The sequence below is a fragment of the Kitasatospora sp. NPDC057542 genome, from assembly GCF_042801945.1.
Lineage (GTDB): Bacteria > Actinomycetota > Actinomycetes > Streptomycetales > Streptomycetaceae > Kitasatospora.
Genome location: NZ_JBHVFE010000027.1, coordinates 13,038 through 38,061, shown reverse-complemented (window position 1 = coordinate 38,061; position 25,024 = coordinate 13,038). Strand labels below are relative to the sequence as shown.

At 73.6% G+C, this 25,024-nt stretch carries 24 protein-coding genes and 1 pseudogene; 14 read left to right on the top strand and 11 right to left on the bottom strand.

Annotated elements, in window-relative coordinates:
* Positions 1-40: 40 nt before the first annotated feature.
* Positions 41-775, bottom strand: coding sequence for a LuxR C-terminal-related transcriptional regulator (locus tag ACFU7Y_RS06105; RefSeq protein ID WP_380766605.1), 735 nt, complete (start codon positions 773-775; stop codon positions 41-43).
* A 320-nt stretch (positions 776-1,095) separates the two neighbouring features.
* The gene (locus tag ACFU7Y_RS06100; protein WP_224281630.1) at positions 1,096-1,758 is read right to left on the bottom strand and encodes a DUF3000 domain-containing protein; all 663 of its coding nucleotides are present in this window, start codon (positions 1,756-1,758) and stop codon (positions 1,096-1,098) included.
* Positions 1,759-1,994: 236 nt separating this feature from the next.
* Here ACFU7Y_RS06100 and hemE point away from each other — a divergent pair, with 236 nt between their 5' ends.
* Positions 1,995-3,008, top strand: coding sequence for a uroporphyrinogen decarboxylase (hemE, locus tag ACFU7Y_RS06095; protein ID WP_224281633.1), 1,014 nt, complete (start codon positions 1,995-1,997; stop codon positions 3,006-3,008).
* A 35-nt stretch (positions 3,009-3,043) separates the two neighbouring features.
* Here hemE and ACFU7Y_RS06090 read toward each other — a convergent pair whose 3' ends face one another.
* The gene (locus tag ACFU7Y_RS06090; RefSeq protein ID WP_224281628.1) at positions 3,044-3,484 is read right to left on the bottom strand and encodes a DUF523 domain-containing protein; all 441 of its coding nucleotides are present in this window, start codon (positions 3,482-3,484) and stop codon (positions 3,044-3,046) included.
* A 55-nt stretch (positions 3,485-3,539) separates the two neighbouring features.
* Between ACFU7Y_RS06090 and ACFU7Y_RS06085 the strand changes: the two genes are divergently transcribed.
* Genes ACFU7Y_RS06085 through hemQ form a run of 3 tightly spaced genes read left to right on the top strand, consistent with a single transcriptional unit; the run spans position 3,540 to position 6,317 of the window.
* Positions 3,540-4,130 carry a Uma2 family endonuclease gene (locus ACFU7Y_RS06085; RefSeq protein ID WP_224281627.1) on the top strand — a complete coding sequence of 197 codons (591 nt, stop codon included), beginning with the start codon at positions 3,540-3,542 and terminating at the stop codon, positions 4,128-4,130.
* Positions 4,131-4,164: 34 nt separating this feature from the next.
* Entirely contained in the window at positions 4,165-5,595 is a 1,431-nt protein-coding gene (gene hemG / locus ACFU7Y_RS06080) for a protoporphyrinogen oxidase (protein WP_224281625.1), read from the top strand.
* Positions 5,592-6,317, top strand: coding sequence for a hydrogen peroxide-dependent heme synthase (hemQ, locus tag ACFU7Y_RS06075; protein WP_224281623.1), 726 nt, complete (start codon positions 5,592-5,594; stop codon positions 6,315-6,317). Before hemG ends, hemQ begins: the two co-directional genes overlap by 4 nt.
* Before the next feature lie 70 nt (positions 6,318-6,387).
* Here the strand turns inward: hemQ and ACFU7Y_RS06070 are convergent, their stop codons facing one another.
* The 4 genes and pseudogenes from ACFU7Y_RS06070 to ACFU7Y_RS06055 all read right to left on the bottom strand — a co-directional run bounded on the left by ACFU7Y_RS06070 (position 6,388) and on the right by ACFU7Y_RS06055 (position 10,387).
* Positions 6,388-6,987: a hypothetical protein gene (locus ACFU7Y_RS06070; RefSeq protein ID WP_224281621.1), complete on the bottom strand. Its 600-nt coding sequence runs from the start codon at positions 6,985-6,987 to the stop codon at positions 6,388-6,390.
* A gap of 59 nt (positions 6,988-7,046) precedes the next feature.
* Complete coding sequence (locus tag ACFU7Y_RS06065; protein ID WP_224281620.1) at positions 7,047-7,829, bottom strand: TIGR04222 domain-containing membrane protein; 783 nt, start codon at positions 7,827-7,829, stop codon at positions 7,047-7,049.
* Positions 7,830-8,012: 183 nt separating this feature from the next.
* The gene (locus ACFU7Y_RS06060; RefSeq protein ID WP_380766604.1) at positions 8,013-9,017 is read right to left on the bottom strand and encodes a TIGR04222 domain-containing membrane protein; all 1,005 of its coding nucleotides are present in this window, start codon (positions 9,015-9,017) and stop codon (positions 8,013-8,015) included.
* A 30-nt stretch (positions 9,018-9,047) separates the two neighbouring features.
* Positions 9,048-10,387: pseudogene (locus ACFU7Y_RS06055) on the bottom strand (DUF692 domain-containing protein).
* A 267-nt stretch (positions 10,388-10,654) separates the two neighbouring features.
* On the opposite strand from ACFU7Y_RS06055, the gene ACFU7Y_RS06050 reads away from it, so the two are divergent.
* The 7 genes from ACFU7Y_RS06050 to ACFU7Y_RS06020 all read left to right on the top strand — a co-directional run bounded on the left by ACFU7Y_RS06050 (position 10,655) and on the right by ACFU7Y_RS06020 (position 17,503).
* The gene (locus ACFU7Y_RS06050; RefSeq protein ID WP_380766603.1) at positions 10,655-11,614 is read left to right on the top strand and encodes a GNAT family N-acetyltransferase; all 960 of its coding nucleotides are present in this window, start codon (positions 10,655-10,657) and stop codon (positions 11,612-11,614) included.
* Between the two features lie 238 nt (positions 11,615-11,852).
* The gene (locus ACFU7Y_RS06045; protein ID WP_380766602.1) at positions 11,853-12,857 is read left to right on the top strand and encodes an MBL fold metallo-hydrolase; all 1,005 of its coding nucleotides are present in this window, start codon (positions 11,853-11,855) and stop codon (positions 12,855-12,857) included.
* A 124-nt stretch (positions 12,858-12,981) separates the two neighbouring features.
* Complete coding sequence (locus ACFU7Y_RS06040; protein ID WP_380766601.1) at positions 12,982-14,874, top strand: ATP-binding protein; 1,893 nt, start codon at positions 12,982-12,984, stop codon at positions 14,872-14,874.
* A complete protein-coding gene (locus tag ACFU7Y_RS06035) occupies positions 14,871-15,302 on the top strand; it encodes a roadblock/LC7 domain-containing protein (protein ID WP_224275354.1) in 432 nt (143 codons plus the stop codon). The genes ACFU7Y_RS06040 and ACFU7Y_RS06035 overlap by 4 nt, the downstream gene beginning before the upstream one ends.
* The gene (locus ACFU7Y_RS06030) at positions 15,299-15,652 is read left to right on the top strand and encodes a DUF742 domain-containing protein (RefSeq protein WP_224275352.1); all 354 of its coding nucleotides are present in this window, start codon (positions 15,299-15,301) and stop codon (positions 15,650-15,652) included. The genes ACFU7Y_RS06035 and ACFU7Y_RS06030 overlap by 4 nt, the downstream gene beginning before the upstream one ends.
* 100 nt (positions 15,653-15,752) lie before the next feature.
* A complete protein-coding gene (locus ACFU7Y_RS06025; RefSeq protein ID WP_224275370.1) occupies positions 15,753-16,313 on the top strand; it encodes an ATP/GTP-binding protein in 561 nt (186 codons plus the stop codon).
* Positions 16,310-17,503 carry a cytochrome P450 gene (locus ACFU7Y_RS06020; protein WP_380766599.1) on the top strand — a complete coding sequence of 398 codons (1,194 nt, stop codon included), beginning with the start codon at positions 16,310-16,312 and terminating at the stop codon, positions 17,501-17,503. The genes ACFU7Y_RS06025 and ACFU7Y_RS06020 overlap by 4 nt, the downstream gene beginning before the upstream one ends.
* A gap of 48 nt (positions 17,504-17,551) precedes the next feature.
* Here the strand turns inward: ACFU7Y_RS06020 and msrB are convergent, their stop codons facing one another.
* The 4 genes from msrB to ACFU7Y_RS06000 all read right to left on the bottom strand — a co-directional run bounded on the left by msrB (position 17,552) and on the right by ACFU7Y_RS06000 (position 20,834).
* Positions 17,552-17,956 (bottom strand): peptide-methionine (R)-S-oxide reductase MsrB, encoded by a 405-nt coding sequence (msrB, locus tag ACFU7Y_RS06015; RefSeq protein WP_380766598.1) that lies wholly within the window; start codon positions 17,954-17,956, stop codon positions 17,552-17,554.
* A 31-nt stretch (positions 17,957-17,987) separates the two neighbouring features.
* Positions 17,988-19,418, bottom strand: a complete 1,431-nt coding sequence (murC, locus tag ACFU7Y_RS06010; RefSeq protein WP_380766597.1) for a UDP-N-acetylmuramate--L-alanine ligase — start codon at positions 19,416-19,418, stop codon at positions 17,988-17,990.
* Between the two features lie 111 nt (positions 19,419-19,529).
* Positions 19,530-19,991, bottom strand: a complete 462-nt coding sequence (locus tag ACFU7Y_RS06005; RefSeq protein WP_380766596.1) for an indole-3-glycerol phosphate synthase — start codon at positions 19,989-19,991, stop codon at positions 19,530-19,532.
* 51 nt (positions 19,992-20,042) lie between these two features.
* Positions 20,043-20,834, bottom strand: a complete 792-nt coding sequence (locus tag ACFU7Y_RS06000) for a pyrimidine reductase family protein (RefSeq protein ID WP_224275335.1) — start codon at positions 20,832-20,834, stop codon at positions 20,043-20,045.
* Between the two features lie 70 nt (positions 20,835-20,904).
* Between ACFU7Y_RS06000 and zapE the strand changes: the two genes are divergently transcribed.
* The 3 genes from zapE (at position 20,905) to ACFU7Y_RS05985 (ending at position 24,959) form a co-directional block, all read left to right on the top strand.
* On the top strand, positions 20,905-21,987 hold the full coding sequence (gene zapE, locus ACFU7Y_RS05995) for a cell division protein ZapE (protein ID WP_374119901.1): 1,083 nt from the start codon (positions 20,905-20,907) through the stop codon (positions 21,985-21,987).
* A 36-nt stretch (positions 21,988-22,023) separates the two neighbouring features.
* Positions 22,024-24,114, top strand: a complete 2,091-nt coding sequence (gene uvrB / locus ACFU7Y_RS05990) for an excinuclease ABC subunit UvrB (RefSeq protein ID WP_380766594.1) — start codon at positions 22,024-22,026, stop codon at positions 24,112-24,114.
* 266 nt (positions 24,115-24,380) lie between these two features.
* Complete coding sequence (locus ACFU7Y_RS05985; RefSeq protein WP_224275331.1) at positions 24,381-24,959, top strand: TerD family protein; 579 nt, start codon at positions 24,381-24,383, stop codon at positions 24,957-24,959.
* The last annotated feature ends 65 nt before the right edge of the window (positions 24,960-25,024 follow it).

Genomic DNA, 25,024 nt, shown 5'->3' with positions numbered 1-25,024 from the left:
CGTTCCTCCTCGGCCGCCGCAGCGGTCAAAAGTGCCCGGCTCAGTGGATGATGCCGGTGCGCAGCGCGACCGCGACCATTCCGGCACGGTCGCCGGTGCCCAGCTTGCGGGCGATCCGCGCGAGGTGGCTCTTGACGGTGAGCGCCGACAGACCCATCGCTACGCCGATCGCCTTATTGGACTGTCCCTCGGCGACCAGTCGCAGCACCTCGACCTCGCGGCCGGACAGCTCGCGGTAGGCGGCCTGCTGCGCGCCCGGCGCCCCGGGGGCCCCGGGGGCGCCAGGGGCGCCAGGGGCGCCCGGAGCACCGGCCGCGCCCGGCATGCCCGGCATTCCGGGGCGGCGCATCCGGCCGGCCAGCCCGGCGGCGCCGAGCGGCATCCCGGGGCGGCCCGGCATCGCGACGTTCGTCCGGGTACCGGTCACCACGTATCCCTTGACACCGCCGGCCAGCGCGCTGCGGACCGCGCCGATGTCGTCGGCGGCGGACAGGGCCAGGCCGTTGGGCCAGCCCGCGGCGCGGGTCTCGGCGAGGATGGTCAGCCCGGAGCCGTCCGGCAGGTGTACGTCGGCGACGCAGATGTCACGAGGGGTGGAGACCCGTGGGCGGGCCTCGGCGATCGACGACACCTCGATCACGTCCCGGACGCCGAGTGCCCACAGGTGGCGGGTGACGGTGTTTCGGACACGGGGATCGGCGATGACCACCATGGCGGTGGGCTTGGTCGGCCGGTAGGCGACCACGTTTGCGGGGTGCTCAAGAAGGACCGACACCAGGCCTCCTGCGGGGAGTGGCGGACGGAACCCCGATGGGGGCGGTCGGAGTGTTCCGCGTTTGGAAAGGGTCACAGTCTGCTTCGGCAGCATCCGTGCCCGGCTTTAGCGAAAGATCACGATCTAGTGAGTAACAATACGGACAAATCGCGCAAATGATTGACGCGACATGCCCGGTATTCGCACAAAATCGATCAGATTCGGTGTTGATCGGTCGGTATCGACCGGCGAATTGACACAGAGCGAGTTCGAAGTCACACTCCGTCAGCCCTGGGGGTGGCGTCGGGCCCCCGGGTGCCGTCGGGTCCCGACGCCACCCGTCAGTGCGACCGGGGGCGTCGCCGGGACGGCATCGGGACCACTCCACCGAGTGAAGAAACCTCGGAGGGCCCCTGCGGGGTCGGGGCGGCCGGCGGCAGGCCGGCGCTGATGCACAGCAGGTCCGCCCAGGCCGCCAGGTGCCGTTCGAAGCGGCCGTCGGCCGGGGTCCAGGAGGCCCGGATCTCGATCTCGGTCGAGGACGGGCGGTCCGCCAGGCCGCCGAAGTACTGGGAGGAGGCCAGGGTCACCGTGCCGGACGGCTCGGCGTACCCGGCGCCGTGCGCCTGCAGGGCGTCCAGCAGCCAGGCCCAGCCGACCTCGGAGAGCATCGGGTCGCCGGCCATCTCCGGCTCCAACTCGGCCCGGGTCATCGTGACCACCCGGAACTCCCCGTTCCAGGCCTCCTGCCCGGCCGGGTCGTACAGCAGGACCAGCCGGCCGTCCGCCAGCTCCTCGCCGTCCACCTCGACCGAGGCGGTCACCGCGAACGAGTACGGGGCGAGCCGGCGCGGCGCCGGCGCGGGGGAGAGCTGCACCTCGGGGCGCAGCCGGGCCCCGTCCAGGGCCGCCACGGCCGCCCGGAACTCGCTCGGTGCCCCCTCGCGACCCGCTCCGCCACCTGCTCCGCCACCCTGCGCGGGGTGCCCTCCGACCGCTGCCATGTCCCGAAGACTAGGTCGAAGAACGGGGTTATCGCCGCAACTTCTCTCCCTGCGGCGTGCCGGAACGGCAAACCCGGACAGATCTTGGAGGAACCGACGAGACCGGCCGGGAAACCGGGCCCGGCACGCGTGCGAAGATTTGACGCGTGAGCGAGACTACGGCAGACACGACGGCGGCCACCCACGACGGCCCGACCACCCCCGGGCGCCGCGGCGCCGCGTACGACTCCGCGTTCCTGCGCGCCTGCCGGCACGAGCCCGTGCCGCACACCCCGGTGTGGTTCATGCGTCAGGCCGGCCGCTCGCTGCCCGAGTACCTGAAGGTCCGCGAGGGCATCCCCATGCTGGAGTCCTGCATGCGGCCCGAGCTGGTCAAGGAGATCACCCTCCAGCCGGTGCGCCGGCACAAGGTGGACGCGGCGATCTTCTTCAGCGACATCGTGGTGCCGCTCAAGGCCGTCGGCATCGACGTCGACATCAAGGCCGGCATCGGCCCGGTCATCGCCGACCCGATCCGCACCGTCGAGGACCTGAAGCGGCTGCGCCCGCTGGAGCCCGATGACGTCCCCTACATCACCGAGGCCGTCGGCCTGCTGGTGGACGAGCTCGGCGAGACCCCGCTGATCGGCTTCGCCGGAGCGCCGTACACGCTGGCCAGCTACCTGGTCGAGGGCGGGCCGTCCAAGAACCACGAGAACACCAAGGCCATGATGTACGGGCAGCCCGAGCTGTGGGCCGCCCTGGTGGACCGGCTCGCGGACATCACCTCGACCTTCCTCAAGGTGCAGATCGAGGCCGGTGCCTCGGCGATCCAGCTGTTCGACTCCTGGGTCGGCGCGCTCGCGCCCGACGACTACCGCCGCTCGGTGATGCCGGCCAGCACCAAGGTCTTCGACGCCGTCGCCGGGTACGGCGTGCCGCGGATCCACTTCGGCGTCGGCACCGGCGAGCTGCTCGGCCTGATGGGCCAGGCCGGCGCGGACATCGTCGGGGTCGACTGGCGGGTGCCGCTGAACGTCGCCGCCGAGCGGGTCGGCCCCGGCAAGGGGCTGCAGGGCAACCTCGACCCGGCGGTGCTGTTCGCGCCCACCAAGGTCGTGGAGACCAAGGCCCGCGAGGTGCTGCACGCGGCCCAGGCGCTCGGCACCAGCGGCCACATCTTCAACCTCGGCCACGGCGTGCTGCCGTCCATGGACCCGGACGCGCTCAGCCGCCTCGTCGCCTTCGTCCACGAGGCCAGCGCGCGCTGAGCCCCGGGTGGCGGGCCTCCGGCTCCGGGGGCCCGCTATCCGGCCGTGACCTCGATCCCGGCCCGGCGCAGCAGCGCCGCCGTCACCCCGTCACCGGGGCGCAGCTCCCCGGTGAACGTCCCGTCGTACACCTGCCCGCAGCCGCAGGACGGGCTGCGCGCCATCAGCACCGCCCGACCCGCCCCCGCCTCCTCGGCGGCGGCGAGCGCCGCCCGGGCGCCGGCCAGGAACTCCGCGGTGCAGTCCGCCCCGGTCGCGTCCACCACCCGGGCCCGCCCGTCCAGCACGTCCGCGCCGTCCCCGCCCACGATCTCCGCCGGCGGCCGCGGCGTCGGCAACCCGCCCGCCCCCTCCGGGCACACCACCACGGCCCGCCCCTCCTCGACCAGCCGCACGGCGTCGTCGGAGGTCTTCGCCCGCCCGTCGTACCGACAGGGAATTCCGGCCAGACACGCACTCACCACGATCGGTTCCATAGCACACAGATTAAGCGGCGGTCCGTCGCGCTCCCGAACTCGCTATCTTGGGGCCATGAGCGAGCTGCCGGACTGGATGTACGCGCCCAGAGACGAGGGCTGGTTTGCCGACGACCTCGACCATCTGCCGCAGGCGCCGCGGCACACCGAACTGATCGATGGAGCGCTGGTCTTCATGATGTCCCCGCAGCGTTCGTGGCACAGCCAGGTCGTGTCGAGGCTGACCGCCGCGCTGGAGGAGTCGGTTCCTGACGGGACGATCGCCGAGCGCGAGATGACGATCAAGCTCGACCCGCGCAACCGGCCGGAGCCTGACGTGGTGGTGGCCACAGCGGCGTACGACCCGGACCGCACCTGGTACGTCCCCGCTGACGTGGTGCTCGTCGCGGAGGTCGTCTCCCCGGAGTCCGCGCACCGCGACCGCACGGTCAAGGTTCGCAAGTACGCGGAGGCGGGCATCCCGCACTACTGGATCGTCGAGGAGGAGGACGGCCTGCCGGTCGTGCACGTCTACGAATTGGACGGCCCGACCTCCGCGTACGTGGCCGCCGGGATCTTCCGGGGCAAGCTGGAGCGGCCGGTGCCGTTTCCCGTTGCCATCGACCTCGGCGGACTCGTGCCCAAGTGGAGGCGTGCAGGGGATTGAGGGCCAGACGTAAAGACCTGCGAGACTGCGGAGCATGTCGGATGCACAGGTCGTCGTCGTCGGTGGTGGGATCGCGGGGCTGGCTGCGGCCGCTTTCCTGAGTGGGGCGGCCGGGGGGCCGGCGCGGGCGCGGGTGACGGTGCTGGAGGCGTCCGGGCGGGTCGGCGGGAAGCTGTGGGGCGGGGAGGTCGGCGGGGTCCGGGTGGACCTCGGGGCCGAGTCGGTGCTGGCCCGGCGGCCGGAGGCGGTGGAGCTGGCCCGGGCGGTCGGGCTGGCGCAGGAGCTGGAGCCGCCGACCACCGCGAAGGCCGCGATCTGGACCCGCGGCGCGCTGCGGCCGCTGCCCGGCGGGCAGGTGATGGGCGTCCCCGGTGACCTGGAGGCGCTGGCCGCCTCCGGGGTGCTGACCGCCGAGGGGCTGGAGCGGGCCCGGCACGAGCAGACCACCGAGGTCGGCGAGGACGTCGAGATCGGCCGCTACGTCGCCGACCGGCTGGGCCGGGAGGTGGTGGACCGGCTGGTCGAGCCGCTGCTCGGCGGCGTCTACGCCGGCCGCGCCGACGAGATCTCGCTGCGTGCCGCCGTACCGCAGCTGCTGTCGATCGCGCGCGGCGGCGGCTCGCTGGTCGAGGGGGTGCACGAGCTGGCCTCCCGGCCGAAGGTGGTCGGCACCCCCGTGTTCCAGGGCCTGCGCGGCGGCCTCGGCACCCTTCCCGGCGCGGTCGCCGCGGCCTGCGTCAAGGCGGGGGTGGACCTGCGCACCGACGCCCCGGTGGACGAGCTGCGCCGCACCCCCGACGGCTGGCGGGTGGTGACCGGCGGGCAGGTGCTGCACGCGGACGCCGTGGTGCTGGCCGTCCCGGCCCCCGCCGCGGCCCGGCTGCTGCGCGAGGACGTCCCGGCGGCCGCCACCGAGCTGGACGCCGTCGAGTACGCGGGCATGGCCCTGGTGACCCTGGCCTTCCGCCGCGCCGACCTGGCCCGGCTGCCGAGCGGCAGCGGCTTCCTGGTGCCGCCGGTGGACGGGCGGCGGATCAAGGCCTCGACCTTCTCCTCCAACAAGTGGGGCTGGCTGGAGCGCTCCGCGCCGGACGCGTTCCTGCTGCGCACCTCGCTGGGCCGGTACCGCGAGGAGGAGGCGCTGGGGCTGGCGGACGAGGAGCTGGTGGCGCGGTCGCTGGCGGACCTCAAGGAGGCGATCGGGCTGACCGCCCGGCCGTACGACACCTTCGTGTCCCGCTTCGCGGCCGGTCTGCCGCAGTACCCGGTGGGGCACCTGGACCGGGTGGCCAGGGTGCGGGCAGCGGCGGCGCGGGTGGGCGGGCTGGCGCTGTGCGGCGCCGCGTACGACGGGGTGGGCATTCCGGCGTGCATCGGTTCGGCGGCCGCCGCCGCGGCGGCCGTCGACAGAGTGTTGACCCCGGCGACGGGGGAAGGTTCCACGGAGAGGACAATGGACGCATGACTGAGAGCGTTGAGCGGGAGCCGGAGCAGCGGCCCGAGAAGAAGAAGGCGCGCGACCTGAACCAGGTCATCCGCTACACCATGTGGTCGGTGTTCAAGCTCAAGGGCGCCCTGCCGGAGGACCGCACCGCGCTGGCCGCCGAGGTGGACGAGCTGTTCGCCCAGCTGGCCGCCAAGGACGTGACCGTGCGCGGCACGTACGACGTCTCCGGTCTGCGCGCCGACGCCGACATCCTGGTCTGGTGGCACGCCGCCGACTCGGACGACCTCCAGGAGGCGTACAACCGCTTCCGCCGCACCGGCCTCGGCCGGCTGCTGGAGCCGGTCTGGTCGAACATGGCGCTGCACCGCCCGGCCGAGTTCAACAAGTCGCACATCCCGGCCTTCCTGGCCGACGAGCGCCCGCGCGACTACGTCTGCGTGTACCCGTTCGTCCGCTCCTACGAGTGGTACCTGCTGCCGGACGAGGAGCGGCGCGCGATGCTCGCCGAGCACGGCATGATGGCGCGCGGCTACCCGGACGTGCGGGCCAACACGGTGGCCTCGTTCGCGCTCGGCGACTACGAGTGGCTGCTCGCCTTCGAGGCGGACGAGCTGCACCGGATCGTCGACCTGATGCGCGACCTGCGCCCCTCCCGGGCCCGGCTGCACGTCCGCGAGGAGGTGCCGTTCTTCACCGGCCGCCGCAAGCCGGTCAGCGAGCTGCTGAACGGCCTGGTCTGAGCGACCATACGGTCGTCGGAGGCCGGTTCCCCCGCATCGGGGGAGCCGGCCTCCGGCGTTCGACGGGGTGCTACGGGCGCGGCCCGGCGAACTCGCGCAGCACGGAGGTGTAGTGGTCGCCGAGGTCGACCCGGGTGACGTCCTTGAAGCGGAACTTCGTCGGCTCCGGGTGCCAGCGCGCCTCGGGGTCGACCTCGTGCAGCCGCAGCGAGGCGGGGCGCAGCGCGGTGACCGTACCGACCCGGCAGACGCCGGGGTCGCGGTGCTCGGTGTGCAGGGCGATCAGGCCGTACTCGGCGCAGGCGGCGGTGAGCAGGCCGGGCAGGTCGTCCAGCGGGAGGTCGGCGCCGGGCGGGCGGACCGGCCACAGGCCGTGGCGACGCAGCGCCCGGACGGTCAGGCTCTCCTCGCCGCCGCGGTCGCGGACCTTGTGCAGGTCGGCGGTGCGGACGGCGGTCCAGCCGTCGAGGCGGTGGTCGGTGCAGTTGGCGAGCAGGGTCCAGACCGGGCCGGTGCCGAGGACGAAGCCCTCCAGCCGGTCCGCGCCGGGGACGGAGCGGCGCAGCCGGACCGCGCGGCCCTCGAAGCGGGCGCGCTCCAGCGTCGCGAGGGCCTGCTTGCCGAGGGCCGGCGCGGCGGGGGCGCGGCCGGCGGGGTCGAGTTCGTCCACGGGCAGGAGTCTGCCCTGGTCCGATGGGTCGGCGCAGCCGCTTTTGCCGAGGTGCGGGCTCAGGTCCGGTGCGGGCGCAGGGCGGCGCGGAGCCGGGCGTCGGGCAGGACGGCCGGGCCGTTCATGGCGACGGCGGTGAGCAGTTCGCGCTCCTCGTCGTCGGCCAGGCCACGCTGGCGGGCCGGGCGGACCTCGCGCAGCACCTCCTGGCCGATCGGGGAGGCCCAGCGGGTGTACGGGTAGACGTCGACCCGGGCCATCAGCAAGGTGCCCGAGGTGAGCACCAGCGGCAGCGAGAACCAGGCGAGCGGCGCGACGGTGTCACCGCCGGTGAAGCCGCCGAGGGCCAGCGCGGCGGCCAGCAGGATCAGCGACAGCAACAGCGCGTGCCGGACCTGCCGGATCACCACCACGGTGTTGCGCTGCACCAGGGCCGGGGTGGCCAGGCCCGCCAGTGCGAGCCGGGCTCCGATCTCCAGCACGGTGGGGTGCTCGGCCATCGCCCGGCGCAGCTCGTCCGTCCGGCACTGGCCCTCGGGACCGACCGTGGCGATGACGGCCCGCTCCAGGCGGCTGCGGCCCTTGGGGTCGACCACGGTGGTCCAGCCGGTGTGCGCCAGGTGCAGCCGTCCGCGGCCGGCCATCAGGACGAGGGCGAGCTCGACCACCCGGCCCGGGCCCCCGGCCAGGTAGGCGGTCTCGTACAGGCCGATGCCGACGGCTTCGGGGGGCCGCAGGCCGTTCCGGTCGGCCAGGGCGTCGGCGGTGGCGGTCATCCGGACCAGTCGGAGGCAGGACAGGACCGCCGCGACGCATGCCGGGATGAGGAACAGCAACCACATGGGCTTGTTGTATGCCTGCGTCGACGGCGCGCGGGACGTCTTCCCGGTCCGCGATACCGAACTGTGACGTCCGGCGGGCGCCGCCGGAGTCAGGATCCGCCGCCGCAGCGCGCCCCGCAGGCGGCCGACGTGGTGGACGAAGCCGCGCTCGGCGAGCCCACGTGCGAGCCTGCCGGGGGTGTCTCAGGAGCCGCAGCCGCCACCGCAGCTCGATCCGCAGCTGGAGGAGGACCCGCAGCTGGAGGAGTGTGAGGAGCCACAGCTGGAGGAGTGCGAGGAACTGCAGCTGGACGACCCGCAGCCGGAGGAGCCGGAGGAACCGGAGGAGCACGACGAGGACGAGGAGGACGACCCGGACGACGACGCGGCTGAGCCCGCGGCGGTCGCCTGCCGTACGGCCTCGTCCTCGGCCCCCGCGGCCAGCATCGCGGCCTCCAGCTCCGGGTTCTCCAGCCCGGCGGCGGCCAGGCCGCCGAGCGCGAGCGCGCCGAGCAGCGCGCCGCCGGCCAGCTGGGGCGCCACCCCGTCCTTGGGCGTCCACGGCGTGCCCTGCATCAGGGAGAGCTGGCGCTTCCCGGCCGGGGTGATCCGGCCCTTGAGCGGCCGGGTGACGAGCAGTGTGACGACGCCCACGAACAGCAGCAGGCCCGGGACCCAGAGGTTCGGGCGCTCGTGGCCGGCGGCGCCGTCGTCGAGCAGCTCGGCGGCCACCCCGGAGGCCACCACGACGAGCAGCGCGAGCCAGAGCAGCCGGCGGGCCCTGGCGGCCCGCCACTGCCGCTCGGGGCGGTGCAGCAGGCCGCGGTCGGCGAGCCGGTCGCAGATCGCCCCGACGGCGGCAGAGCGAGTCACCGTGCGGCGCAGCGGGGCGATCTCACGGCTCCCGGTCGGGCCGACGGCGTCCTGGATCGCCTTGTCGACGGCGTCGTACGGCTTGCCGCCGGTGAGCGTGACCAGGCCGGAGCGGCTGACCACGACCTGCTCGCTCAGGTGCATGCGGACCAGGGCGGTGTCGAACACCCGCCCCGCCCCGCCGGACAGGTACGCCGTGTCGAGCAGCGGCAGGCCGCGGCCGGGCAGGCCCTTGGCGTACCGGACCTGGCTGACGCGCTGCCGGGTCTGGGCGGCGTACAGGGCGGCGGCCGCCAGCAGGACGACCGGGACGATGAAGTAGCTGTTGTGCCACATGGATGGTTCCCCCGGGGTGGTGATGGTTCGTCAGGGCGTTGCGGAGGTCGCCGGCTGCTTGCGGCGCAGGGCCCGGCGCAGGCGCGCGAGCGGGCCGGGCGGCCGTACGGGGGCCGGGTGGAGCCACTGCTCCAGGGCCCGGCGGTGGTCGGCGGCGAGCGGGCCGCCGTCGGTGAGCACCCACTGCGCGAAGGCCCGGGCGTCGGCGCGGTAGCCGCCGGTCTGCGGGTGGGAGCGGGCGTAGCCGAGGAAGAGCGGCCCGTACTGCGCCCCGAGCGCGCGGGGCAGGTCCGGGGCCACCTTGGCGGTGGTGTCCCGCCGCTTGGCGGCCAGGCCGGTGGACTGGGCGCGGACCTGGCGTTCGTCGAAGCCGGGCGGGACGGGCCCGCCGGCCACCAGGGCGGTCAGCAGCTCCTCCTGGCGCCGGGCCAGGCGCCGCCGGGCGGCGGCGAGGTCCTGGTCGGTGGCATCGGCGTTGTCCGGCGCGGTCTTCGTCAGGTCGGTCATCGCCGGGTGCTCCCCTCCAGCACCCGGCGGATGGCGTCCAGTTCACCGGCCAGCTCGCTGGGCGGCGGGAAGCCGGCGTCCCGCTCCAGCAGGACCCCGGGCGGGGCGACCCGCGCGCACAGTTCGGCCAGCACTTCCAGCACCGGCTCGGTGACGGGGTGGGCGTGGGTGTCGTGCCAGACGCCGTCGACCAGGGTGCCGCCCGCGACGTGGACGTAGGCGAGCGCCTCCAGCGGCAGGCGGTCGAGCTCGGTGGCCGGGTCGATGCCGAGGTTGACCCGGTTGGTGTGCAGGTTGGCGACGTCGACCAGCAGGCGGACGCCGGTGCGGTCGACCAGCTCGGCGAGGAACTGTCCTTCGGTGAACTCGTCGTCCGGCCAGGAGAGTTGGGCGGCGATGTTCTCCAGGGCGAGCGGCACCGGCAGCTGGTCCTGGGCGATCCGGACGTTCTCGGCGATCACCCGCAGCGAGTCCCGGGTGCGGGGGACGGGCAGCAGGTGGCCGGCCTCCAGGCCGCCGGCCCGGACGAACGCCAGGTGCTCGGTGACCAGCGGGGAGCCGAGCGCCAGCGCGGTTTCGGCGAGCCGGGCGAGGCGGCCGGGGTCGGGCAGGTCGGCGCCGCCGAGGCCGAGGCCGACGCCGTGCGGGACGACGGTGACCCCGCGTTCGCGCAGCACGGTCAGGGAGTCGGGCAGGTGGTCGGCGCAGATGTTCTCGGCGACCACCTCGACCCAGTCCAGGCCGGGCTGGCGCTCGACGACGGTGTCGATCTCGCTGCGCCAGCCGAGGCCGACGCCCAGGCGGGGCGCGGCCGCGCGGTCGGCGGCTTCTCGGGGCACGGTGTCCAGGGCAGGGGAAGTCATCGGTTCGCCCCCTTCGGAGGGCCGGGTGGGAGGGCCGTCGACCGGTGCGGGCGTCGTCGCCGGAACCGTGCGGCCGTGCTGCTGAGAATGTCCCCGGGCGGGGTGGCTGCCAAGCCTCACCCGGTCTTCTCAGAGCATTATTTGAGCATGTCCTTCCGGTGGTGGGGGACTTCGGTCCCGCCCTCGGGCCGTCCCCGCAGGCGGGGTGCCCCTGCGGCGGGAAAATCGGAGGCGCCGGGCGGTCGGGCGTGGCTAGCGTGGGCATCCATGACTTCTTCGCCTTCCTCCTCCTTGACGATCCGTGACTTCCGCCCCGAGGACGCCGAGGCCGTGGCCACGGCCCACCGGGCCGGGCGCGAGCACCTGGTGCTCTCCGCCGAGACACTGGTCTGGCTGAACGCCCAGCCCAGCCCCGAGGAGCACTTCCGCACCTTCGTTGCCGAGCTGGACGGCCGGGTGGTCGGCGCGGTGCGCTGCGGGGTGGTGCTCGGGACGACGACCACGGGCGTCGGCTACGCCAACGGCAGTGTGCTGCCCGGGTTCCGGCGGCGCGGTGCGGCCACCGCGCTGCTGGCCGCGGCCGAACGGCACCTGACCGGGCACGGGGTGACCGAGGTGCACACCTGGCTGGACGACGAGCCCGCCTCGCTGGCCTTCGGCGCCGCCAAGGACTACCGGCTCGGGCGCACCATGCAGTTCGCCGGACGGGACCTGACGCTTCCGCTGCCGCCCGCGCCCGTACTGCCGGCCGGGGTCGAACTGCGCCCGGCCGCCGACTGGGCGGCCGACCCGCACCCGGTGTTCCTGGTCGAGTCGGACGCCATCCTGGACGAGCCCGGCAGCGAGGTGCCGATGGACGCCTACAAGTACGAGGACTGGCTGCGCAACGACTGGACCCGGCCGGACCGGGACCTGGCGCTGAGCGTCGTCGCCGTGGTGGACGGCCGGCCGGCCGCGTTCAGCATGGTGCAGACCGACGGGGTGGACCGCTACTGGTCCGCGTTCACCGCCTGCCGCCGGGAGTTCCGTGGCCGGGGGCTGACCAAGTCGGCCAAGCTGGAGTCGCTGCGGCTCGCCGCGGCGGCGGGCTACCGGCACGCGTACACCAGCAACGACACGACCAACGGGCCGATGCTGGCGATCAACGCATGGCTGGGCTACGAGCGCTGCGCAGGGGAGCGCAAGGGGATCAAGCAGCTGAAGCGGCCCTCGGCGCACCTGCTCTGACACCGCGGTCCGGCCGGCGGTGGGTGCGTGTGCGATCGATGCCGTCGCCGAGGGTCGGTGCTGGTCCGAGGGGGCGGCTCGTGGGCTTCCGCGGGGCGCCGGGCCAGGCCACTTCGGCCAGATGTGGTCCAGACCATGCGGGACGAATCGGGGCAGCCCGGGTTGCTCCGGACGCGAAGTGGCTTGAACCGACATGGTCTTGCTCCACTTCTGACACAGCATGGGCATAATCGCGCACATGACGATCAGCCGTGCGAACGTGAGCGCGATTGCCGAGGACCTGTACGTGTGGCTCCCGCCGAAGCGAGGGTGGGGCCTGGCCAACTGCGGGCTGCTGGCCTCGGAGACCACCGCGCTCTGGATCGACACGCCGTACGACCCCTCGATGGCCGGGGAGTTCCTCGCCGCGAGCCGGCGGCTGCTGCCGGACGGGGTCGGGATCGACCGGGTGGTCGTCACCCACGCCAACGGGGACCACCTGTGGGGCGCCGGGGTGCTGCCGGACGCCGAGGTGATCGCCACCCGCGAGGCACTGGAGCACATCCACTGGGAGCCCAGCCCGCAGCAGCAGCACGCGCTGGTCGTCAACAGCGACCCGGACTCGGTGCTCGGCGGTTACCTGAAGGAGCACTTCGGGCGGTTCGACTGGTCCGACACCGAGCCGGTGCGCCCCGACACCGTCTTCACCGGCGAGCTGGAGCTGACCGTCGGCCGCTACCCGGTGCGGATCACCAGCCTGCCCGCCGCCCACACGGGCGGGGACCTCATGGTCCACCTCCCTCACCAGCGCGCGGTGTTCACCGGCGACGTGATCTTCTCCTCGACGCCCGAGCAGCCCGGCGACCACCCCTCGCACTGGGCCGGACCGCTGGAGAACATCATCGGCGCCTGCGAACAGGCCCTGGCCACCGGCGCGGAGATCTTCGTGCCCGGCCACGGCCCGGTGCTCGACCGCGACGGCGTCCGGGAGCACATCGGCTACCTCGCCTACGTCCGCGAGCGCGCCCACGCCCTGTACGCCGCCGGGATACCCGCCCTGGACGCCGCCCGACGGGTGATCGCCGAGCAGCGCTACCCCGAGCTCGGCCTGCCCGAGCGGCTGGTGCTCACCGTCGCGGCCGAATACCGGCACCTGGACGGCTCGGCGGCCCCGGGCGTCCTGGAAGCCATGGGTCAGGTCGCCCTGGTGGCCCGGGAGCTGGCCGAGGACGACGTCCGCTCCCCGCGCACCGCCCGGAACTGACCCCGCCCGGGACCGCCCCTGCCCGGAGCCGCCCCCGCCCGGGTGCCCCACTCGCGCCGCGCCCCCTCCCGACAGGCCCGGCCGAACCACCCGATCCAACCCGCAAGCACCCCCGAGGACTTCGATGACGCAGATCGCGCTGATCGTCCTGGCGCTGGTCGCCGCCGTGGCCGCGGCCGTGCTCGCCCGCGGCCGGGCCGGGGCCGTCGCCCGGGCGGTGGCCGCCGAGACCGCGCTCGGCCGGGGCGAGGAGCGCGCCCGGGCCGCCGAGGGGGCGCTCGCCCGCGTCGAGCAGCAGCAGCGCGAGGCACAGGAGGCCGCCCGGCGCTCCGCGGAGGACGCCCGGCGGGCGGAGGAGCGCACCCGGGCCGCCGAGGACAGCGTGCGCGAGGCGCAGGAGGCGGCCCGGCAGGCGCAGGACACCGTCCGGGACGCCGTCCAGCAGGGCGACGCCGCGACCGCCCGGGCCGAACAGGCCGACCGCGCGCTCGCCGCCGCCGAGGCGCGCGGCGCCGCGCTGCTCGCCGAGATCGGCCACCTCGCCCAGGAGCGGGTCGCCGCCACCGCCGTGCGGCTCACCCACAGCAACGCCCCACTGGTCGGCCCGCTGGACCCGCAGGCCGTCGGCCCCGAGGCGGTCCGGGCACTTCAGGCCGTCCTGGACGCCGCCCAGGCCGCCCTCGCCGACGAACGCGAGCGGGTGGACGCCGCCGCCCGCGCCGCCATGCGCGGCGCCACCTCCCGGATCCAGACCCTGCTGTACCAGATCCAGAGCCTGGTCCAGCAGCTCCAGCACGAGAACGACGACCCCCGGCTGCTGGAGGTCGACTTCCGCAACGAGGTCGCGCTGCGCCGGATCCAGACCGTCGCGGTGCTCTGCGAGGCCTGGCCGGGCCTGGCCCGCACCGACTCGCCGCTCGCCGAGGTGGTCGTCGGCGCGCTCTCCCGGGTGCCCGGCTACGCCCGGATCAAGGTCGCCAACCACCTGCGCGAGCAGCACCTCGCCGTGGTCGCCCGGGCCGCCGAGCCGATCGCCGTCACCCTCGCCGAGCTGCTCGCCAACGCCACCGCCTACTCCCACCCGGAGACGGACGTCCCGGTCACCGTCCAGCAGGGCGGCCGCGGCGCGCTGGTGATCATCGACGACAGTGGCATCGGCATGGACGAGGACCAGCTGCGCCGCGCCCGCCGGCTGCTGGCCGGCCCGCCGGACATGCTGCTCACCGAGCTCGGCAACCCGCCCAAGACCGGCTTCGCGGTGATCGGCAAGCTGGCCCGCCAGTACGGCTTCTCCTGCCACATCGAGCCCTCGCCGTACGGCGGCATGCGGACCATCCTGCGCATCCCGGCCGCGCTGGTGACCGTGGTGGACGACGAGCGGCCGCTGTCGGTGCTCACCCCGCTGCCGCTGCGCGGCGGCGCCGGCCCGGCCCCGGCGCCCACCGTCGCGGCCGTCCCGCCGATGCGCGACGCGGACGAGCAGGACGGCCCACAGCTCGCCGACCGCCACAACCGTCCGGGCCCGCACCCGGCCCCGGCCATCCGGGTGGTGCCCGACCCGGTCGCGGACGGCCCGGCAGAGGGCGACGCGCCGGAGGGCGGCCCCACGGCCGGTGCGTCAGGTGCGCCCGGTGCACCCACGACGGACACGCCCGCAGCGGACGCACCCGCGGCCGACGACGGCACCGGCCTGCCCACCCGGCGCCGCCGCCGTCCGCTGGCCGCTGCGAAGCCGGCCACCGCGATGCCCGCCCCCGCCCCCGTGGCCGCACGCACCCCCGAGCGGGCCGCCGCCCACTGGCAGGCGCTGCAGCGGGGCACCGACTCCGGCCGGGCAGCCGTGGCCCGGGCCGTCCGCGAGGAGGCCGCCGGCGCCGCACCCGGCCGGGCCGCCCCCGGAGACAGCGGCAGCACCACCGGCACGACGAACACCACCAGCACCCCCGGCGGCACCACCGCCGGCCGCGACCCCGGTGACCAGAGCACCGGTCCGACCTCAGAAGGAGCCGAGCAGTGAGCAGCACGCCCAGCCCGACCGCCACCGACGAGATCTCGTGGGTGCTGACCCCGCTGCTGGAGCTGCCGGGGGTGCTGCACGCGGTCGTCGCCACCGGGGACGGCCTGGTCGAGGGCGCCTCGGGCGGTCTGGACCGCGCCTCGGCCGAGCGGGTCGCCGCGATGACCGCCACCGTGCACGCCGCCGCCCGGGCCTTCACCACCGCGTTCACCGACGCCGAGCGGCCCCGGCTGGCCCAGACCGTGGTGGAGTCCGACCTCGGCTACGCCATCGTGGTGCCCGCCGGGGAGAACACCTCGCTCGCCGTGTTCACCTCGCCGGACGCCCAGCTCGGCAACGTGGCCTACCAGATGCAGCTGCAGGTCGCCGCCCTGGGTCGCGCGCTCGCGAGCCCGACCCGGCGGCAGGACGACGACGGCCGGTCATGACCGCCGTCCCCCGCAGGCGGATGGTGCCCGCCTACCTGGCCACCGGAGGCCGCAGCAGCCCCGGCACCAAGGGCTTCGAGCGGCTGACCGTGCTGTTCGCCGACCGCGCCGACCCGCCGGCCGCGCTGGAACCCGAACACCGCCGGCTCTGGGACCTGCTGCGCCCCGGCGCGCTGACCGTGGTGGAGGCCGCCGCGCACCTGCGCCTGCCGGTCAGCGCCACCGTCTTCCTCGCGGCCGACCTGGTCGAGGCGGGCTGCCTGCACGCCCGCGCGCCGATCCCGCGCGCCCAGCAGACCGACCGCTCCATCGTCGAGAGGCTCCTCGTTGGACTCCGTGCGCTCCGGTGACCCGGCCGGCCGGCCGGACCCGGAAGACCAGACGATCCGGCCCGGAGGGGCGGATCAGCCGGGCCGGGTGGGCTACCTGCCCGACCAGGGCCAGACGCTGATGAAGCTGGTGGTGGCCGGCCCGTTCGGGGTCGGCAAGACCACCCTCATCCGCACCCTCTCCGAGATCGCCACCCTGCACACCGAGGAGGCGATGACCGAGACCGGCCGCCCGGTGGACGACCTGGCCGGCCTGCCCGAGAAGGCCACCACCACCGTCGCCGTCGACTTCGGCCGGCTCACCCTGCCCGGCAACGTCGTGCTCTACATGTTCGGCACTCCCGGCCAGCGCCGCTTCTTCCCGCTCTGGCAGGACATCGCCCGCGGCGCCCTGGGCGCGCTGGTGCTCGCCGACACCCGCCGGCTGGCGGACTCCTTCGAGATCATGGACATGGTCGAGGAGCAGGGACTGCCGTACGCCGTCGCGGTCAACCGCTTCCCCGACGCACCGGACCACCCGGTCGAGGTGCTGCGCACCCACCTGGACCTGCACCCCGCCACCCCGCTGCTGCTCTGCGACGCCCGCGAGCGCGACAGCAGCCTGGACGCGCTGATCGCGCTGGCCGAGCACATCCTGGACGCCCTGCCCGCCGCCGCCCCCGCCACCCCGGAGCAGCCGTGACCGTCGAGTCCCGACCGACCCCGATCCACGGGCCGGTCTTCGCCGCCGATCCCAAGCTGGTCTACGAGCGGCTGCGGCGGCACGGCCCGGTCGCCCCGGTGGAGATCGCGCCCGGCGTCCAGGCCCTGCTGGTCACCGACTACCAGGCCGCGCTGGACCTGCTGCGCGACACCGACACCTTCTCCAAGGACTCCCGGGCCTGGCAGCGGACCATCCCGCCGGACTCCCCGCTGATGCCGATGCTCGGCTACCGTCCGACCGCCATGTTCAGCGACGGCGAGACGCACGCGCGCTACCGAGCGGTGATCACCGACGCCCTCGCGCTGTTCGAACCGCATCGGCTCCAGCGGCAGGTCGCCGAGACCGCGCACCGGCTGATCGACCGCTTCGTCGGCGCCGGACACGCCGACCTGATCGCCGAGTACGCCCGCCAGTTGCCCGCCTTCGTGCTCACCACCTGGTTCGGCGTGCCGCAGGAGCAGCGCGCCGAGGTGGTGGACTCGATCACCGGGCTGATCGAGTCCACCGCGCAGGCGGGCGCCTCGTACGGGAAGCTCCTGGCGGTGGTCACCGCGATGGTCGCCGAGCGCCGCGAGCGCCCCCGGCACGACCTGGCCTCCTGGTACGTCACCCACCCGGTCGGGCTGGACGACGACGAGGTGATCCGGCAGATCACCCTGACCCTGATCGCCGGGCACGAGCCGACCACCAACCTGATCGGCAACGCCCTGCTGCGCCTGCTCACCGACGCCCGCTACGCCGGCTCGCTGTTCGGCGGCGCGATGACCGCCCACCAGGCGATCGACGAGGTGCTCTGGCACGAGCCGCCGATGGCCAACCTCTCGGCCCACTACCCGCGGTACGACATCACCTTCCACGGCCGGGAGATCAAGGCGGGGTCGCTGGTCCTGGTCTCGTACGCGGCCGCCAACTCCCAGGCCGCGCCGCCCACCGGGGACGGCGGGCTGCGCAGCGGCGAGAGCGCCCACCTGGCCTGGGCGGCCGGCCCGCACGCCTGCCCGGCCAGGGACCCGGCCCTGCTGATCGCGATCACCGCCGTCGAGCAGCTGGGCAGCCGCCTCAGTGATCTCGAACTGTCGACCCCCGCCGAGGAGTTGCTCTGGCGCCCGGGCCCGTTCCACCGCGCCCTGATGCACCTGCCGGTCCGCTTCGAACCGGTCGCGGGATGACGCGCAGGCCCGGACACCGTACGGTGCCCGGGCCTCCTGCCGGTCGTCCTACCCGGCCGGCCTCAGCGTCAGCGAGACGCTGTTGATGCAGTACCGCAGGTCGGTCGGAGTTCCGTAGCCCTCCCCTTCGAAGACGTGCCCGAGGTGCCCGCCGCACGTCGCGCAGCGCACCTCGACACGTCGCATGCCGAGGCTGTTGTCCTCCAGCAGCTCCACGGCGTCGGAGTCGCGCGCATCGTAGAAGGACGGCCAGCCGCAGTGGCTGTCGAACTTGGTCTCGGAGCTGAACAGCTCGGCCCCGCAGGCCCGGCAGCTGTAGACGCCCACCGTCTTGGTGTCGGTGTACTCACCGGTGAACGGGCGCTCGGTGCCCGCCTCGCGGAGTACGTGGTACTCCTCGGGGCTGAGCTGGGCGCGCCACTCGGCCTCGGTCTTCTCGATCTCGTAGCTCATCACGGGCTCCCGGTCGCGGTGTACGTACGGGTCAGACGTTGGAAGCAACGTTCGTGAGGTGGGCCAGGCCTCCCCCGAGGTGGTCCAGGATGGCCGGCCCGAGGTTGGTGACGTCCCCGGCGCCCATGGTGAGCAGCAGGTCGCCGGGACGGGCGAGGCCGGCCAGCAGGGCGGGGGCGGCGGCGAAGGAGTGCTCGGCGGTGACCTCGGCGCCGGCCCGGCGGGCGGCGTCGACGATCAGCTCGCTGGTCACCCCGGGGATCGGGTCCTCGCGGGCCGGGTAGATGTCCAGCACCACCGAGGCGTCGGCCAGCGCCAGGGCCCGGCCCATCTCCTCGGAGAGCTGCTGGGTGCGGCTGAACAGGTGCGGCTGGAAGACCACCAGCACCCGGCCCTCGCCGGTCAGGCCCTCGCGGATCGCCTCCAGGTCGGCGGTCATCTCGGTGGGGTGGTGGGCGTAGGAGTCGATCACCTGGACCCCGCCGGCCTCGCCCTTGAGCTGGAGGCGGCGGCGCACGCCGGTGTAGGCGCCGAGCGCCTTGGCCAGGTCGGCGGCCGGGACGCCCAGCGCGACGCCGGCGGCCAGCGCGGCCACCGCGTTGTGGGCGTAGTGCCGGCCGGGCACCGAGACGGTGAAGGCCAGCTCGGCGCCGTCCAGCAGCACCGTGACCTCGCTGGTCATGCCGTGGGCGACCACCGACAGCACCCGCAGGTCGGCGTCCTCGGCGGAGCCGACCGTCACCACGTTCAGGCCCTCGCGGCCGGCCACCCGGGAGGTGAGCTCGCGGGCGCCGTCGTGGTCGGCCGAGACCACCAGGGTGCCGCCGGGGACGATCCGGCCGACGAAGGTCTCGAAGGACTCGTAGATCTCCTCGATCGAGGCGTAGTTGGCGTGGTGGTCCAGCTCCACGTTGAGCACGATCGCCACCTCGGGCGCGTACTTGTGGAAGCTGCGGTCGCTCTCGTCCGCCTCGGCGACGAAGATCTCGCCGGTGCCGTGGTGGGCGTTGGAGCCGGGCGCGTCGAGGTCGCCGCCGATCGCGTAGGAGGGGTCCAGGCCCAGCTCGCCGAGGGCGACGGCGAGCATGCTGGTGGTGGTGGTCTTGCCGTGGGTGCCGGCCACCGCCAGCGCCCGGCGGCCGCCCATCAGCGCGGCCAGCGCGTCGGAGCGGTGCACCACCGGGATGCCGCGCTCGTGGGCGGCCACCAGCTCCGGGTTGTCGGCGCGGATCGCGCTGGAGACGACCACGCTGCTGGTGCCGTCCGGCACGTGCTCGGCGGCGTGGCCGACGTGCACGGTGGCGCCGAGGGCGCGCAGCGCGAGGACGGTCTCGGACTCCTTGGAGTCGCTGCCGGAGACGCTGGCCCCGCGCACGGCGAGGATCTTCGCCAGGCCGGACATCCCGGCGCCGCCGATGCCGATGAAGTGCGGGGCGTGCAGGTCGTGCGCGGCGTCGTTCAAGGCGTGGCTCCGTACGGGCGGGGGCAGACAGGTCGGGCGGACGGGACGGGAAGACGGAATCGTCCTCGCGGGCGGACCGCAAGGACGATTCTGCACCACCGGCGCGCCGGGCTAGGAGTCGCTGGCGAACAGCCTGAGCACCGGGACCCCTACCTTGTGCCGGGCCTGGGAGGCCCAGTCGCGATGGAAGAACTCCTCGACGAAGTGCGGTGAGGTGAGCACCACCACCTCGTCCGCCCGGTGTTCCTCGACGACCGCGCGCAGCCGCTCCAGCGGCTTCTCCTCGACCAGCTCGCCCACCGCCGCGGTCCCGGCCGAGCGCAGGTGGCGCAGGCTGTGCTCCAGCGACTCGGTGGCCACGGTCGGCCCGCTCTCGGACTCGTCGTGCTCGTGCACCACCTTGTCGAGGTGGCCGAGGGCGACGTCGTCGAGCGCTCGCAGCAGTTCGTCCTGCTTGCCGCGCGGCTGCATCAGGACGACGAAGGACACCTCCTCCTCGCCGTGGAGCGTGGTGACGAGCTCCACGTCCGCGTCGGAGAGAGCCTTTTCGATCATCAGTACCGTCTTGAACACGTGAATCCCTTCCAGTGGCCGGCCCCCGGGCCCCGGCATCGCATAACGGGATCACGATCGGGGGGTCACGGGGTCATCCGAACCCGGGTAACGCAGGTAGCGGGTGAAGAGGAATCCTTTCTGCTCGATCAATGAGACCAGCCGCATCCGCTGCACGTCCGGCATTCGCGCATCGTGGAGGATGCGCGGCGCGTCGCCCCCGGTGAGCAGCGGCGCCAGCGACAGGCACAGCTCGTCCAGCAGGCCGGCCGCCGTGATCTGCCCCAGCAGGCGCGGGCCGCCCTCGGTCAGCAGCCGGGTCCAGCCCCGTTCGGCCAGGGCCGCCACGCCCGCCCGCAGGTCCACCGAACCGGTGCCGGCGAGCACCAGGTCGGCCACCTCGGCGACCGCTCGGCGGCGCTCCGCGGGGGCGTCCCCGGTGGTGATCACCACCGTCCTGACCAGCGGCTCGGTGAACAGCGGCGCGGTCAGGTCCAGCTGCAGCGAGCGGCTCACCACGGCGATCGCCGGGGCGGGCGCCTGCCCCGCCGCGGCCCGGGCCGCCGCGAACTCCTTGCGCGCCCGGGCCGGACGGTAGCCCTCGGCGCGGACCGTCTCCGCGCCCACCAGTACCACGTCCGACAGCGCCCGCAGCACCCCGAAGATCCGCTTGTCGGCGTCGCCGGAGAGCCCCTCGGACAGCCCGTCCAGCCTGGCCCCGCCGTCGAGGCCGGACACCATGTTGGCGCGCAGCCAGGGGCGCCCCTGATTCACCTGTTCGGGGTACGCGTAGAGGGCGGCGAGCGATTCCAGCGCGGCGGGATCGGCAAGCGTCGCGCTCAGCGGGCTGATCAACTGTTGCATGTCCCCAGTCTTCCACCGTGGACCGTGGGTCGTTCGGACGGCGTACAGGGCAGGCGTACCCTCTACTGATGTGCCCGCAGCCTCCCACCCCGCCGCCGCGACCGAGCCGATAGCCGCCGCACACGCGTCCGGCTCCCCGATCGCGCTCACCGACCGCCGCCCCGTCGTGCCCGCCGAGCGGCTGGTCGCCGAGATGGTCCCGCCGCCCCGGTTCGCCGACGTGAGCTTCGGGACGTACATCCCGGACCAGACCCAGCCGAGCCAGTACGAGGCCGTCCAGGTCCTGGAGCAGTTCGCGGCCACCCTTGTCGGGGGAAACGGTTCCGCACCCAAGCGCAGCTGGTTCCGCCGCTCCGCCCCCGCGCCCACCGGCCCGGCCGGGGTCTACCTCGACGGCGGCTACGGCGTCGGCAAGACCCACCTGCTCGCCTCGCTCTGGCACGCCGCCCCCGGCCCCAAGGCCTTCGGCACCTTCGTCGAACTGACCAACCTGGTCGGCGCGCTCGGCTTCCAGCAGGCCGTGCAGACCCTCTCCGGGCACAAGCTGCTCTGCATCGACGAGTTCGAGCTGGACGACCCGGGCGACACCGTGCTGGTCTCCACCCTGCTCGGCCGGCTGGTCGACAACGGGGTGAAGCTGTGCGCCACCTCGAACACCCTGCCGGAGAAGCTCGGCGAGGGCCGTTTCGCCGCCGCCGACTTCCTGCGCGAGATCCAGGGCCTGTCGGCGCACTTCCGCCCGATGCGGATCGACGGCCAGGACTACCGCCACCGCGGCCTGCCGGACGCCCCGCCGCCGTACTCCGACGAGGCCGTCGAGGCCGCCGCGGCCCGCATCCCCGGCGCCGCGCTGGACGACTTCGACGCCCTGCTCGCCCACCTGTCCGCCGTCCACCCCAGCCGCTACGGCGCGCTGCTGGACGACGTCACCGCGGTCTGCCTGCGCGGCGTCAAGCAGGTCGACGACCAGTCCACCGCGCTGCGCCTGGTCGTGCTGGCCGACCGGATGTACGACCGTGAGCTGCCGATCACCGCCTCCGGCCTGCCCTTCGACCAGGTGTTCCCGGAGGAGATGCTGCGCGGCGGCTACCGCAAGAAGTACCTGCGCGCCATCTCCCGCCTGGTCGCCCTCGCCCGGGACAGCGCCAAGTAGGCCCCTCCTGTCAGTCGTGGGTCGTACGGTGGAGGCGTGCGTCCCATCACGAGTATTGAGCGGTCCGTGGCGCCCTTCGAGGTCGTCAGCCCCTTCCAGCCGAACGGCGACCAGCCGACGGCGATCGCCGAGCTGGAACGGCGGATCAGGGGAGGGGAGAAGGACGTCGTGCTGCTCGGTGCCACCGGCACCGGCAAGTCCGCCACCACGGCCTGGATGATCGAGAAACTGCAGCGGCCCACCCTGGTGATGGCGCCGAACAAGACGCTGGCCGCTCAGCTGGCCAACGAGTTCCGCGAGCTGCTGCCGAACAACGCGGTCGAGTACTTCGTCTCGTACTACGACTACTACCAGCCCGAGGCGTACGTCCCGCAGACGGACACCTACATCGAGAAGGACTCCTCGATCAACGAGGAGGTCGAGCGGCTGCGCCACTCGGCGACCAACTCGCTGCTCACCCGCCGGGACGTGGTCGTGGTCGCCTCGGTCTCCTGCATCTACGGACTCGGCACCCCGCAGGAGTACGTGGACCGGATGGTGCCGCTCAAGGTCGGCCAGGAGATCGACCGGGACGACCTGCTGCGCCGCTTCGTCGACATCCAGTACGCCCGCAACGACGTGGCCTTCAGCCGCGGCACCTTCCGGGTCCGCGGCGACACCATCGAGATCTTCCCGGTCTACGAGGAGCTCGCCGTCCGGATCGAGATGTTCGGCGACGAGATCGAGGCGCTGTACACCCTGCACCCGCTCACCGGCGAGATCATCAGCCAGGACGACTCCGTCTACGTCTTCCCCGCCTCGCACTACGTGGCCGGCCCCGAGCGCATGGAGCGCGCGATCGACGGCATCGAGACGGAGCTGGCGCAGACGCTCGCCCGGCTGGAGAAGCAGGGCAAGCTGCTGGAGGCCCAGCGGCTGCGGATGCGCACCACCTACGACGTCGAGATGCTGCGCCAGATCGGCACCTGCTCGGGCGTCGAGAACTACTCGATGCACTTCGACGGCCGTGAGCCCGGTTCCCCGCCGAACACCCTGCTCGACTACTTCCCGGAGGACTTCCTCCTGGTCATCGACGAGTCGCACGTCACCGTCCCGCAGATCGGCGCGATGTACGAGGGCGACGCCTCGCGCAAGCGCACCCTGGTCGAGCACGGCTTCCGGCTGCCCTCCGCGATGGACAACCGCCCGCTGAAGTGGGAGGAGTTCCTGGGGCGGATCGGCCAGACCGTCTACCTGTCGGCGACGCCCGGCCCGTACGAGCTGTCGCGCGGCGACGGCCAGGTCGAGCAGATCATCCGCCCGACCGGCCTGATCGACCCCGAGGTGATCGTCAAGCCGACCGAGGGCCAGATCGACGACCTGGTGCACGAGGTCCGCAAGCGGGTCGAGCGGGACGAGCGCGTCCTGGTCACCACGTTGACGAAGAAGATGGCCGAGGACCTCACCGACTACATGCTCGGCCTGGACATCCGGGTCCGGTACCTGCACAGCGACGTGGACACCCTGCGCCGGGTGGAGCTGCTGCGCGAGCTGCGGGCGGGCCGGTACGACGTGCTGGTCGGCATCAACCTGCTGCGCGAGGGGCTGGACCTGCCCGAGGTGTCGCTGGTGGCGATCCTGGACGCGGACAAGGAGGGCTTCCTGCGCTCCGGCACCTCGCTGATCCAGACGATCGGCCGCGCCGCCCGTAACGTCTCCGGCCAGGTCCACATGTACGCGGACAAGATCACCCCCGCGATGGAGAAGGCCATCGACGAGACCAACCGCCGCCGGGCCGTGCAGCAGGCCTACAACAAGGAGCACGGGATCGACCCGCAGCCGCTGCGCAAGAAGATCGGCGACATCCTGGACACCCTCGCCCGCGAGGACGTGGACACCGACGAGCTGCTCTCCACCGGGTACCGGAACCAGGGCAAGGGCAAGGCCCCGGTGCCGTCGCTGGGCGCGGAGCGCAAGCCGGTCAAGTCCCTGCCGGCCGCCGAGCTGGCGGACCTGATCCAGGAGATGACCGACCGGATGCACACGGCCGCCGCAGACCTCCAGTTCGAGGTCGCGGCCCGGCTGCGCGACGAGGTCAAGGAACTGAAGAAGGAACTGCGGCAGATGCGCGAGGCCGGTGTGGCGTAGGCGTACCGGAGGGGCGCACCCGAGCGGCGACCGGGCTTGGCCGGAATGACACCGGTCAAGCCCACGGGTGTCTCAGCCTTGCCACAAACGGGGAAACCCGGGGGAGGCCGGGGTGCCGCAGGCCCTAGGCTGGCCTGCGGCATCGTGCCCTCGGGACGGGGTGGCGGGCCGTACGCAGAGGGGGCCTCAGCCGGGGGACGGCGACGGGGTGTTCCACCGTGGAGCCGCGCGGGTGTGACCGCGCGGCCGGCAGAGAGGACAACGTCGTGTCGGTGAACCTGGCCAAGGGGCAGCGGGTCAGCCTCCAGAAGGGGCAGGGCGGCGCCCTGACCGTGGTCCGGATGGGCCTCGGCTGGCAGGCCGCCCCCAAGCGCGGGCTGTTCGGCAGTCGCACCCGGAAGATCGACCTGGACGCCTCGGCGCTGCTGTACGCCGAGAAGACCCCGTCCGACGTGGTGTTCTTCTCGCACCTGGAGAGCAACGACGGCTCCGTCCGGCACACCGGCGACAACCTGGAGGGCGGCTCCGGGGCCGAGGACGACGAGGCGATCCTGGTCGACCTGGTGCACGTGCCCGTGAACATCACCCAGGTGGTGTTCACGGTGAGCTCGTACACCGGGCAGACCTTCGCCGAGGTGCAGCGGGCGCACTGCCGGCTGGTGGACGAGACCACCGGGCTGGAGCTGGCCCGCTACGAGCTGGCGGGCGGCGGGCCGCACACCGGGCAGATCATGGCCAAGGTGGTCCGGGACGGCAACGGCGGCTGGGAGATGCAGGCGATCGGCGCGCCGGCGAAGGGGCGCACCTTCCAGGACCTGCTGCCGGCGATCGAGCCGTATCTCTGACGGTTCTTTACCTTCTTTACCTTTCCTTGCCCTCCCTGTTACTCTCGACGGCAGCGGAGGGGAGT

Coding starts and splice junctions, on each gene's coding strand:
- ACFU7Y_RS06100 (WP_224281630.1), bottom strand. CDS start 1,758: ATGGCAGCGGTCGGAGGGCACCCCGCGCAGGGTGGCGGAGCAGGTGGC.
- ACFU7Y_RS06090 (WP_224281628.1), bottom strand. CDS start 3,484: ATGGAACCGATCGTGGTGAGTGCGTGTCTGGCCGGAATTCCCTGTCGG.
- ACFU7Y_RS06085 (WP_224281627.1), top strand. CDS start 3,540: ATGAGCGAGCTGCCGGACTGGATGTACGCGCCCAGAGACGAGGGCTGG.
- hemG (WP_224281625.1), top strand. CDS start 4,165: ATGTCGGATGCACAGGTCGTCGTCGTCGGTGGTGGGATCGCGGGGCTG.
- hemQ (WP_224281623.1), top strand. CDS start 5,592: ATGACTGAGAGCGTTGAGCGGGAGCCGGAGCAGCGGCCCGAGAAGAAG.
- ACFU7Y_RS06065 (WP_224281620.1), bottom strand. CDS start 7,829: ATGTGGTTGCTGTTCCTCATCCCGGCATGCGTCGCGGCGGTCCTGTCC.
- ACFU7Y_RS06060 (WP_380766604.1), bottom strand. CDS start 9,017: ATGTGGCACAACAGCTACTTCATCGTCCCGGTCGTCCTGCTGGCGGCC.
- ACFU7Y_RS06050 (WP_380766603.1), top strand. CDS start 10,655: ATGACTTCTTCGCCTTCCTCCTCCTTGACGATCCGTGACTTCCGCCCC.
- ACFU7Y_RS06045 (WP_380766602.1), top strand. CDS start 11,853: ATGACGATCAGCCGTGCGAACGTGAGCGCGATTGCCGAGGACCTGTAC.
- ACFU7Y_RS06040 (WP_380766601.1), top strand. CDS start 12,982: ATGACGCAGATCGCGCTGATCGTCCTGGCGCTGGTCGCCGCCGTGGCC.
- ACFU7Y_RS06030 (WP_224275352.1), top strand. CDS start 15,299: ATGACCGCCGTCCCCCGCAGGCGGATGGTGCCCGCCTACCTGGCCACC.
- ACFU7Y_RS06025 (WP_224275370.1), top strand. CDS start 15,753: ATGAAGCTGGTGGTGGCCGGCCCGTTCGGGGTCGGCAAGACCACCCTC.
- msrB (WP_380766598.1), bottom strand. CDS start 17,956: ATGAGCTACGAGATCGAGAAGACCGAGGCCGAGTGGCGCGCCCAGCTC.
- ACFU7Y_RS06000 (WP_224275335.1), bottom strand. CDS start 20,834: ATGCAACAGTTGATCAGCCCGCTGAGCGCGACGCTTGCCGATCCCGCC.